The 10,242-nt window shown below is 71.5% G+C and carries 10 protein-coding genes; 8 read left to right on the top strand and 2 right to left on the bottom strand.

Annotation, left to right across the window (positions count from 1 at the left end; genetic code table 11):
• Nucleotides 1-75 precede the first annotated feature (75 nt).
• Both AQI95_RS40545 and abc-f read right to left on the bottom strand, forming a co-directional pair.
• Nucleotides 76-1,785: an ABC-F family ATP-binding cassette domain-containing protein gene (locus tag AQI95_RS40545; protein ID WP_079071871.1), complete on the bottom strand. Its 1,710-nt coding sequence runs from the start codon at nt 1,783-1,785 to the stop codon at nt 76-78.
• The gene (gene abc-f / locus AQI95_RS40540; RefSeq protein WP_067135969.1) at nt 1,778-3,415 is read right to left on the bottom strand and encodes a ribosomal protection-like ABC-F family protein; all 1,638 of its coding nucleotides are present in this window, start codon (nt 3,413-3,415) and stop codon (nt 1,778-1,780) included. The genes AQI95_RS40545 and abc-f overlap by 8 nt, the downstream gene beginning before the upstream one ends.
• Nucleotides 3,416-3,779: 364 nt before the next feature.
• Here abc-f and pqqA point away from each other — a divergent pair, with 364 nt between their 5' ends.
• From pqqA to AQI95_RS40500, 8 genes are all read left to right on the top strand, one after another.
• The gene (gene pqqA / locus AQI95_RS47655) at nt 3,780-3,899 is read left to right on the top strand and encodes a pyrroloquinoline quinone precursor peptide PqqA (protein ID WP_067135967.1); all 120 of its coding nucleotides are present in this window, start codon (nt 3,780-3,782) and stop codon (nt 3,897-3,899) included.
• Nucleotides 3,900-3,932: 33 nt separating this feature from the next.
• Entirely contained in the window at nt 3,933-4,655 is a 723-nt protein-coding gene (gene pqqC / locus AQI95_RS40530; RefSeq protein WP_067135965.1) for a pyrroloquinoline-quinone synthase PqqC, read from the top strand.
• Complete coding sequence (gene pqqD, locus AQI95_RS40525) at nt 4,652-4,924, top strand: pyrroloquinoline quinone biosynthesis peptide chaperone PqqD (protein ID WP_067135962.1); 273 nt, start codon at nt 4,652-4,654, stop codon at nt 4,922-4,924. The genes pqqC and pqqD overlap by 4 nt, the downstream gene beginning before the upstream one ends.
• Nucleotides 4,917-6,011, top strand: coding sequence for a pyrroloquinoline quinone biosynthesis protein PqqE (gene pqqE / locus AQI95_RS40520; protein WP_067135960.1), 1,095 nt, complete (start codon nt 4,917-4,919; stop codon nt 6,009-6,011). Before pqqD ends, pqqE begins: the two co-directional genes overlap by 8 nt.
• The gene (pqqB, locus tag AQI95_RS40515; protein ID WP_067135958.1) at nt 6,008-6,904 is read left to right on the top strand and encodes a pyrroloquinoline quinone biosynthesis protein PqqB; all 897 of its coding nucleotides are present in this window, start codon (nt 6,008-6,010) and stop codon (nt 6,902-6,904) included. Before pqqE ends, pqqB begins: the two co-directional genes overlap by 4 nt.
• A gap of 280 nt (nt 6,905-7,184) precedes the next feature.
• Complete coding sequence (locus tag AQI95_RS40510; RefSeq protein WP_244189037.1) at nt 7,185-8,108, top strand: ParB/RepB/Spo0J family partition protein; 924 nt, start codon at nt 7,185-7,187, stop codon at nt 8,106-8,108.
• Nucleotides 8,109-8,213: 105 nt separating this feature from the next.
• A complete protein-coding gene (locus AQI95_RS40505; RefSeq protein ID WP_067135954.1) occupies nt 8,214-9,494 on the top strand; it encodes an SGNH/GDSL hydrolase family protein in 1,281 nt (426 codons plus the stop codon).
• 241 nt (nt 9,495-9,735) lie between these two features.
• A complete protein-coding gene (locus tag AQI95_RS40500) occupies nt 9,736-10,197 on the top strand; it encodes a nuclear transport factor 2 family protein (protein ID WP_067135952.1) in 462 nt (153 codons plus the stop codon).
• Nucleotides 10,198-10,242: the final 45 nt, after the last annotated feature.

Raw genomic sequence — 10,242 nt, 5'->3', positions numbered from 1 at the left:
GGCCGCTCTGCGAGAGAGCACTGGCTGAGCGGGTCCGGGGCGCGTGCCTCGGACCCGTGCAGTCCCGGTCGGTCCTCAGGCCGGCCGGACCAGTCGCCCGCCGGACAGCTCCAGGAGCCGGTCGCGGTGGTGCTCGCGCAGCGCGCGGTCGTGGGTGACCATCACGACCGGGCCCGTGAAGCGCTCGACCGCCGCCAGCAGCTGTTCGACCAGTACCAGGCTGAGGTGGTTGGTGGGCTCGTCGAGCAGCAGCAGATGGGGTCGCCGAGCGAAGAGCAGCGCGAGTTCCAGGCGCCGCCACTGGCCCACCGACAGTCGATTCGCCGGGGTGGCGAAGTCACGGGGGCCGAACAGGCCGAACCGGGTCAACTCGGCAGCGGCGTCCTCGACATGGACGGCGCGGCGCGCGGCGAAGGCATCCAGCAGCCCTCTCCGTTCGGCGCCGAAGTCGCTGTCCTGCGGCAGATATCCGATGCGCAGCCCCGGTGCCCGCTCCACCACCCCGGCGTCCGGGGTCCGCTCACCCACCAGCACCGACAGCAGCGTCGATTTGCCGGCGCCGTTCGGACCGCTGATCACATACCGGCTGCCGGCGGCCAGTGTCAGATCCGCGTCGCACAGCACCTGAGCGACGGTCAGACCGCAGGCCCGCACCAGCACACCGTCGGCTGGCTGCACCATCCCGTCGAAGACGTCCGCGGCCTGCGGAGGAGCGAAGTCGAGGGGCTCCGGCGGACGCGGCACCGCGTCGTCCAGCAGCTCTCGCAGATGCTGCTGGGCGGCGCGGGTCCTGCGCGCGACCGCGGCCTCGGCGGCGCTCCCCATGGCGTTGTAGGACAGTTTGTCGTTGTCCCCCCTGCCGGTGAAGACCCGGCCGCCCGCATGGGCTCGATCCAGCCGTCGCCGGGCCTCGGCCAGCTCCCGGCTCCATTCGCGGTACCGCTGCCACCAGCGCTCCTGAGCCGCGGCCCGTTCGTCGAGGTAGTCCTGGTAGCCGCCGCCGTAGCGCACGGTGGAACCACTGGGGCCGTCCAGGTCGACGATGGCGGTGACGGCCGCGTCGAGCAGCACCCGGTCGTGCGAGGCGATCAGACACGGGCCCTGGTACGACGTGAGCCACCGCACGAGCCAGTCCACCGCCCGGTCGTCGAGGTGGTTGGTGGGCTCGTCGAGCAGCAGTCCGGCCGGTTCGTCGAGGACCAGCGAGGCCAGTGCCAGCCGCGCCCGCTCACCGCCCGAGAGGGTGCGCACGCGGCGGGCCCGGTCCAGGGCGGCCAGGCCGAAGACGTCCAGCACCTCACCGATACGGGCACCGGTCTCCCAGCCGCCGCGGCGGGTGAACTCCTCCTGGAGACGGCCGTACTCCTCCAGCACCGCGCCGAGATCGCCCGCTTCGCGCGACATCCGCTCCTCGGCGGCCTGCATCCGCGCGGACAGTTCTCCGATCTCCGCCGTCGCCCGTGCGAGTACGTCCTCGATGGTGGAGTCGGCCGGGAAGTCCGGCTGCTGGGGCAGGAACCCCACCCGGCCCGACACCGCGCGCACCACCTGGCCGCGCTGCGGTGCGAGGTCGCCGGCGAGGACGCGCAGCAGAGTGGACTTGCCCCGGCCGTTCTCACCGATCAGACCGACCCGCTCGCCCCGGGAGACCGTGAGCGACACATCGCGCAGCACCACGCGGTCACCCAGCACGCAGTGCAGGTCCTCGGCGACGAGATGCGCCGAGCGGTGGTCGGCGGACAGGATGTCCTGTCCGCCGGTGGGGTACGAGGCGCCGTCACTCATCCTCGGGCGCCCCCGTTTCGAGCAGACGGCCGTCCGCGATCCGCAGCCAGCGGCTCACCCCGATCTCCTTGACGAACCGTTCGTCGTGGCTGACCACGACGAACGCGCCCTCGTAGGAGTTGAGGGCCCCCTCCAACTGCTCGACGCTGTCGAGGTCGAGGTTGTTGGTCGGCTCGTCGAGCAGCAGCAGCTGCGGCGCCGGCTCGGCGCCGAGGACACAGGCCAGGGTGGCGCGCAGCCGCTCACCTCCCGACAGCGCTCCGACCGGGAGGTGCGCCGCGGTTCCGCGGAAGAGGAAGCGGGCCAGCAGGTTCATCCGCTCCGCCTCGGGCTTGAGCGGCGCGTAGTGGGCCAGGCACTGCGCGACGGTGCGATCGAGCGGCAGTGTGTCCAGGCGCTGGGAGAGATAGGCGACGCGGCCGTCCGCCCGCTTGAACTCACCACTCTGTGCGGCGAGTTCTCCGCTGATCACCCGCAGCAGGGTCGACTTGCCGACGCCGTTGCGGCCGGTCAGCGCGATCCGTTCCGGCCCCCTGATGGTGAGGCTGACCCCCTCGCCGGTGAACAGTTCCCGTTCGCCGTAGCGGACCTGGACGCCCTCGCCGAGGAAGACGGTGCGTCCCGCCGGAACATTGGTGTCGGGCAGCTCCAGGGAGATCCTGCGGTCGTCGCGCAGCATCCGGCTCGCCTCGTCCAGCCGGGCCTTGGCGTCGGCGAGGCGCTGGCCGTGCGTGTCGTTCGACTTGCCGGCCGACTCCTGGGCGCGCCGTTTGAGCGTGCCCGCGGCCATCTTGGAGATGCTGCCCTTGCGGGCGGCCTTGGCACCGACACCGGCCCGGCGCGCGGCCCGTTCACGGGCCTGCTGCATCTCCCGCTTCTCCCGCTTGACCTGCTGCTCGGCGGTACGGATGTTCTTCTCGGCCGTCTCCTGCTCGGCGCGCACGGCCTCTTCGTAGTCGGTGTAGTTGCCGCCGTACAGCCGCATGTCACCCGATTCCAGCTCGGCGATGCAGTCCATGCGGTCGAGCAGCGCCCGGTCGTGACTGACCACCAGCAGACAGCCGTTGAAGCTCTCCAGCACCTGGTAGAGCCGGTGGCGGGCGTCCAGGTCGAGGTTGTTGGTCGGTTCGTCCAGCAGCAGCACGTCGGGCTGCTTGATCAGCTCGGTCGCCAGGCCGAGGGAGACGACCTGGCCGCCGCTGAGGGAGTGCAGCCGCTGGGTCAGCGGGATGTCGCCGAGCCCCAGGCGTTCGAGATGGACACGGCTGCGCTCCTCGATGTCCCAGTCGTCGCCGACCGTGGCGAAGTGCTCCTCGCTCACGTCCCCGGACGCGATGGCGTCCAGCGCCTCGACGACCGGGGCGATGCCGAGCACCTCGGCCACGGTCAGGTCGCCGGTCAGGGGCAGGGTCTGCGGGAGGTAGCCGAGCAGGCCCTGGACGGTCACGGACCCGCGGTTCGGGCGCAGTCCGCCCACGATCAGCTTCAGCAGGGTGGACTTGCCCGCGCCGTTCGGCGCGACCAGGCCGGTGCGGCCGTCCCCCACGGACCAGGACAGGTCCCGGAACACCGAGGTGCCGTCGGGCCAGGAGAAGGAGAGATTCGAGCAGACAATGCTGGCGTCGGACATGTACGCAGGCCTCGCAGAGGATGCGGGCGCACCAGGGCACCCGGGTGATGGAGTGGTCAAGGCATGTGGGGACACAGCCACGACGCCACGCACGCTCCGTGCACAGCGGTGGCAGTCGACATCCGGGTATCACCCGGTGATGTCGTCGTCACCCGCAATGACCACGGCTACCTCTCCTTCGTGTACACCATCCGCGCTTCACCGTACCAGAAGAGGCTGCCCGCGGCCGGTCCTTTTCCGCCGTCAAGTCCGTGCCGTGAACCGCTCGAGAATCACCGGAGCCCACATTGCCGTCCCCTCGCGGGCATCGTTACTGTCGCCCTCGCTCATACGGAAAAACCGTTCTGCGAAAAGGAGTACGGGCATGCGAACCTCGGACAAGGAAATCCCCGCCAAGAAGGCATGGCATCGACCGGATTTCGCCTCCTTCGACACCGGCATGGAAGTCACTGCCTACTTCAGCCGCGACCTCGGCCGAGACTGACACACCGCCGCAGGAAAGGACGCAGGCATTTCGATGTCCGTGACGCATGAGGCCGACGCCCCCTGGAGCGAGGCCGAGTTCAGGCAGGCGCTCTACGCGCTGGAGTCGTCGTACTGGGACCGGCACCCGTTCCACCGGCGGATGCACGAAGGGCTGCTGGACAAGGGGGAGCTGCGGCTGTGGGCGGCCAACCGCTGGTACTACCAGCGCTGCCTGCCGCAGAAGGACGCGGCGATCGTGGCCAACTGCCCCCTGCCCGACGTGCGTCGGCAGTGGCTGTCCCGGATCGTCTACCACGACGGGACGGACGCCTCCTCGGGCGGTGCGGAGAAATGGCTGCGGCTGGCCGAAGCGGTCGGCCTGAGCAAGGACGAGGTGCTCGACGAGCGCCTCGTCCTTGCGGGCACGCGCTTCGCCGTGGACGCCTACGTGGACTTCGCCCGCCGCCGCCCCTGGCTGGAGGCGGCCGCCTCAGGGCTGACCGAGCTGTTCTCGCCGGGCCTGCTCGCCCACCGGCTGGGCCGGCTCAGGGAGCACTACCCGTGGATCGCGGAGGAGGGCTTCGAGTACTTCACCGCGCGCATCGAGGTCGTGGGCCCCGAGGGCCGCTCACTGCTCGACCTGGTGGCCCGGCACGCCGTCACCCGGGAGCAGCAGGAGGCCTGCGTGCGGGCGCTGGCGTTCAAGTGCCAGGTGCTCGGCGCCGTCCTGGACTCGCTCGACTACCACACAGGAAACGGAGCCCCACGGTCATGACCGGCCTGCCCGAGCCCACCGTGCCGCGCCTGCGGCCCGGAGTCCGGCTGACCAGCGATCCGGCCCGCGGCGAACTCGCCCTGCTGCCCGAACGCGTCGTGGTCCTCAACGACACCGCGGCGGCGGTGCTCGCCCACTGCGACGGCACCGCCACCGTCGGCGGAATCGTCGATCGTCTCGCCGAGGAGTACGAGGGCGTCAGCACGCAGGACGTCTGCGAACTGCTCCTGCGGCTGGCGGAGCGCCGGGTGGTGGACCTGGATGGCTGACCCGAGCGCCCGTGCCCCGCTGGGGATGCTGATCGAACTGACCCACCGGTGCCCCCTGCACTGCCCCTACTGCTCCAACCCCCTCGAACTCGTGCGCCGCTCCGAGGAGCTGAGCCGCGAGCAGTGGACGGACATCCTCACCCAGGCCCGTGAACTCGGCGTGGTGCAGATGCACTTCTCCGGCGGCGAGCCGCTGGCCCGGCCGGACCTGCCGGACCTGGTCGGCCACGCCCGGCAGCTCGGCGCCTATGTCAACCTCGTCACCAGCGGCGTCGGCCTGACCGCCGACCGCGCCCGCGAGCTGGCGCGGCGCGGCGTCGACCATGTCCAGCTCTCCCTGCAGGACGCCGACCCGGCCGCGGGCGACGAGGTCGCCGGCGCCCGGGTGCACGCCGCCAAGCTCAAGGCGGCGCAGGCGGTCACCGCCGCCGGACTCCCGCTCACCGTCAACGTCGTGCTGCACCGCAGGAACATCGACCGGGTCGAACAGATCGTGGATCTCGCCGTCCGCCTGGGCGCCGACCGGATCGAGCTGGCCAACACCCAGTACTACGGCTGGGGGCTGCGCAACCGCGCCGCGCTGATGCCCACCGCGGACCAGCTCGCCGCCGCGCGCCAGGCCGTACGGCGCGCCCGCGCGCAGCACGCGGGCGGCCCCGAACTGGTCTATGTGGCGGCCGACTACTACGACGACCGGCCCAAACCGTGCATGGACGGCTGGGGCAACACCCAGCTGACCGTCACGCCCACCGGCGATGTGCTGCCGTGCCCCGCGGCGTACGCCATCACCACCCTCCCGGTGGAGAACGCGCTGCGCCGCCCGCTGCGGGAGATCTGGTACGCCTCCGAGGCGTTCAACGCCTACCGCGGCACCGACTGGATGCGCGAACCGTGCCGTACCTGCCCGGAGCGCACGCGCGACCACGGCGGCTGCCGCTGCCAGGCGTTCCAGCTCACCGGCGACGCCGCGGCCACGGACCCGGCCTGCGGTCTGTCCCCGCACCGGTCGCTGGTCGACGAGGCGCTGGCGGAGGTCACCGACGGCCCGGCACCGGCGTTCGTCCTGCGGGGGCCGGTGCCGTCGTGAGGGTGATCCTGCTCGGCACCGCGGCCGGCGGCGGCTTCCCGCAGTGGAACTGCGCCTGCGCGCTGTGCGTCCGCTGCCGGCGTGGCGAACTGCCCGCGCGCTCCCAGGAGTGCGTCGCCGTCAGCGGCAACGGACGCGACTGGTGGCTGCTCAACGCCTCCCCCGACATCCGCACCCAGCTCCTCGCCGCACCCGCCCTGTCGCCCGGCCCCGGCCCACGCGAGACGCCCGTGCGCGGTGTGCTGCTCACCGACGCCGAGGTCGACCACGCCCTGGGGCTGACCATCCTGCGCGGCGGCACCGGCCTGAGCGTGCACGCCGCGCCCCCGGTGCGCGACGCGCTCGCCGCCGACCTGCCACTGCGCGGCCTGCTGGACCGCTACGCGCCCTGGGACTGGCAGGACAGCACCGCACCCGGCGGCTTCGAACTGGCCGGCGGGCTCACCGTCACCGCGCACCCGGTCAGTGCCAAGGCCCCCAAATACGTCGGCAGTCCGGCCCCGGACGCCCCCTGGGTGTGCGCCTACCGCATCGAGGACCCGGCGACCGGCGGAGCCCTGGTCTACGCCCCGTGCCTGGCCACCTGGCCGGACGGATTCGACGACCTGCTGGACTCGGCGTCCTGCGCCCTGGTGGACGGAACCTTCTTCAGCGCCGAGGAACTGGGAACGGCCGTGGCCTGCCAGGACGCCGGGCAGCCCCTCATGGGCCATCTGCCGGTGGCCGGCCCCGGCGGCAGCCTCGCCGCGCTCGCCCGCCATCGGGGCCTGCGCCGGATCTACACCCACCTGAACAACACCAACCCGCTCCTCGACCCCTCCTCCGCCGCCGGCGCGGCGGCGCGTGAGGCCGGCACGGAGGTGCTGCCGGACGGCGGTGAACTCATTGTGTGACGCTGGTCCTCCTCCAGCGGTTCTCCACCCCTCCTGGACGCGTTCAGGCTCCCGGCTCGAAGCGATCCGTCACCCGTGAAGCGGAATCTGTGTACCGTGCAGGAGTAGGCCCCGTGGACGTAGGGATGCAATAGATCTGGGGAGCTGAGTCGGTCACATGCCCAATTCCGGTGCACTTCTTATCGAGTCGGCGCAAGAGGGTTCTGACGCCCCGACAATGACGGCGGCATTGGCAGGAACTCTCGACCAGGAAACCGAATCCGTATCGATCTCGTCGCTCGTGCCCGGATATTCTCCGCGCCTGCGCGGAGAAGACGCCGAGCACGTCGCCCGGCTGGCAGAACTCGACGAGTCGCTTCCGCCGATACTCGTGGAGCGGTCCACGATGCGGGTGATCGACGGCATGCACCGCGTCATGGCGGCCTGTGCGAAGGGCCGGACGACCATCGAGGTGCGCTTCTTCGACGGCGCCGCCGAGGAGGCGTTCCTTCTCGCGGTCCGGTCCAACATGGCGCACGGACTCCCCCTCTCCCGGGAGGACCGCCGGGCCGCGGCGCAGCGCATCCTCGCCCAGTGGCCGCACCTGTCGGACCGGGCGGTGGCCCGTACCGCGGGGGTCGGCGCCAGGACCGTGGCGGCACTGCGCTCGACCTCGGCCGGGGTGACGCCGTACCCCAGGACTCGTCGGGGCACGGACGGCAAGGTCCGGCCGCTGGACGGCGCGGAGGGCCGCTGGAGGGCCGCCGAACTGCTGACGGAGCGCCCCCACGCCTCACTGCGCGAGGTGGCCCGGCACGCCGGCATCTCACCGGCGACGGTCAGCGACGTGCGCAAGCGACTCGCCTCCGGCCGGCCCCCCGTCCCGGAACGGGACGCGCCGGAGAAGCGGCCGACCGCCGACGCCGAGGCTTGCGCGAAGAGCCGCGGCAGCATGGTCGAGGAGACCGTGAGCGTGGTCCGCCCGATCCGCTCGAGCGAGGACTCACCGATGGACAAGCTCCTGCGTGACCCCTCGCTGCGGCACAAGGAGAGCGGCCGCCGGCTGCTTCGCCTGCTGCAGCGCAGCGCCGTGGAGCGAGGGGACCTGCTGACGATGACCGGCGCGGTGCCCGCGCACTGCACGGACCTGGTGGCCGACCTGGCGAGGAAGTACGCGCAGATGTGGGCCGAGTTCGCGCGCGAGGTCGCGGAGGCCGACGGCTGAGTCGATGTCCAACCGCCGCCGACAGGGCCGTTGAACGGGCCGGCGCGGCCATCAGTCCCGGTCGGTCGCTCACCCCCCACCCACCCATGAAAGGCACGATCCCTCATGCGCAGACGTCTTGGCGTGCTGCTGAGCCTGTCCCTCACGCTCGTCGTCCCCGCCCTGGCCGCGGCACCCGCCGCACACGCCACCACGGACACGTTCATAGGCACCTGGGCGGCTCCGCCCACCGCTGTGCCCGCCAGTGACTCCACGGTCTACGAGGACCAGACACTGCGGCAAAAGGTGCACCTGTCCGTCGCAGGAGGCAGCCTGCGGGTCCGGTTCACCAACGAATTCGGCACCACACCGCTGGTGATCGGCGAGGCGCATGCCGCACGCCCCTCGGTGGGCGGCCCCGCCACCGCCATCGATCCCGGCACCGACCGGGTACTGCGTTTCGACGGCAGCGCGTCGACGACCCTCGCGCCGGGCACCGCGCGTTGGAGCGACCCGGTCGCGCTGCCCACGACCGCGGGCGGTGACCTCGTCGTCAGCCTGTATCTGCCGCAGCGCACCCCTGCCGACACCGTGCACTCGGCGGCGTACCAGAGCAACTTCGTGGCGAGCGGCGATGTCACCGGCAAGCCCGACGTCACCCCGGCCTCGACCACCACGTCGTGGCACTTCCTGTCGGGCGTGGCCGTCGCCGGCGACAGCGGTACGGCGGATGCGGCCCTGGTGACCCTCGGCGACTCCATCACCGACGGCGAACACACCACGGTCGACACCGACCACCGCTGGCCCGACCTGCTCGCCGAACGGCTGCGCCGGGACAGGCAGTTGGCCGGCACGGGCGTCGTGAACGCCGGCATCGGCGGCAACCGGCTGCTGCGGGACCCGAACCCGGTCCCGGGTTCCCCTGCCGAGTCCTTCGCCGCGTACTTCGGCGAGAGCGGTCTGAAGCGGTTCGACCGGGATGTGCTGGGCCAGCCCGGGGCACGTGCCGTCACCGTACTCCTCGGCGTCAACGACCTGGGCCAGCCGGGCATCGCGGCGCCCACCTCCGAGGAGGTCACGGCCGACGAACTCATCGATGGATACAAGCAGTTGATCCAGCGTGCTCATCAGCGCGGCCTGAAGATCTTCGGCGCGACGATCACGCCCTTCGAAGGTGACACGCTCGGCTACTCCACCTCGCAGCGGCAGTCGACGCGGCAGGCCGTCAACGACTGGATCCGCACGAGCGGCGCGTTCGACGCGGTCATCGACTTCGACGCCGCGGTCCGCGACCCCGCCCGGCCCGGCCGGCTGCTACCCGCGTACAACGGCGGAGATGGTCTGCACCCCAACGACGCGGGCATGGCCGCGATGGCCCAGGCGGTCCCGCTCCAGATCTTGAAATAGGACGGCGCCGGCCGCGACCGCCTCCTCCTTGCTGTACGCCGTCGTCGACACCGCCCCCCATCACCGCACCGAACTGCGCTCACTCTTGAACACGAACCGCACATCGGCATGAACGCACCGCGGGCGGACCCTGCCGGGCGGAGCGCTTGAGGGCTATTTGAAGGATGCTCGATCTGAGCCGCAGAGACTGTCCGTACCGAGTTCGGATTCCTCGACACGGACGCAAGCGGAGGCTGAGATCATGGCCGTCGAGCTGGCCGGCACCGCCGAACACAGGTTCCAGGGCCAGGAGTTCGCCGCCCTGTACGCGCAGGCGCAGCAGTTCTACGTGCACCAGATGAAGATCCTGGACGCACCTGACGCCGAGCGCTGGGCGGACACCTTCACCGAGGACGCCCTTCTCGAACTGCCTTCCCTGCCCGCGCCGGTGGATGCCCGCGCCGGGCTCGGCCGCCATGTGCGCGCCGGCGCGGAACGGCAGCGGCGGGCCGGCGGCCGCCTCGACCACTGGGTCGGCATGCTCGACGTACAACCCCAGGCGGACGGGTCGCTGCACACCCGCTGCTCGGCCCTCGTGTATGCCACGCCCGGCGGAGACAGCTCCAAGGTCCTTTATGTGTGTGTCATGGAGGACGTCCTGGTCCGCGCCGGCGGCCGATGGCGCATCGCGCACCGCCGGGTGACCCGCGACGACCTGGCCTGAGCGACCGTCGCACACCGCACGCGCTGTACGTACCGCACGCATCGC

It is taken from the genome of Streptomyces yokosukanensis (assembly GCF_001514035.1).
In the GTDB taxonomy this organism is placed as follows: Bacteria; Actinomycetota; Actinomycetes; order Streptomycetales; family Streptomycetaceae; genus Streptomyces; species Streptomyces yokosukanensis.
This window is presented reverse-complemented; position numbering and strand designations above follow the sequence as displayed.

Coding starts and splice junctions, on each gene's coding strand:
- abc-f (WP_067135969.1), bottom strand. CDS start 3,415: ATGTCCGACGCCAGCATTGTCTGCTCGAATCTCTCCTTCTCCTGGCCC.
- pqqC (WP_067135965.1), top strand. CDS start 3,933: ATGTCCGTGACGCATGAGGCCGACGCCCCCTGGAGCGAGGCCGAGTTC.
- pqqE (WP_067135960.1), top strand. CDS start 4,917: ATGGCTGACCCGAGCGCCCGTGCCCCGCTGGGGATGCTGATCGAACTG.
- AQI95_RS40505 (WP_067135954.1), top strand. CDS start 8,214: ATGCGCAGACGTCTTGGCGTGCTGCTGAGCCTGTCCCTCACGCTCGTC.
- pqqD (WP_067135962.1), top strand. CDS start 4,652: ATGACCGGCCTGCCCGAGCCCACCGTGCCGCGCCTGCGGCCCGGAGTC.
- pqqA (WP_067135967.1), top strand. CDS start 3,780: ATGCGAACCTCGGACAAGGAAATCCCCGCCAAGAAGGCATGGCATCGA.
- AQI95_RS40500 (WP_067135952.1), top strand. CDS start 9,736: ATGGCCGTCGAGCTGGCCGGCACCGCCGAACACAGGTTCCAGGGCCAG.
- AQI95_RS40545 (WP_079071871.1), bottom strand. CDS start 1,785: ATGAGTGACGGCGCCTCGTACCCCACCGGCGGACAGGACATCCTGTCC.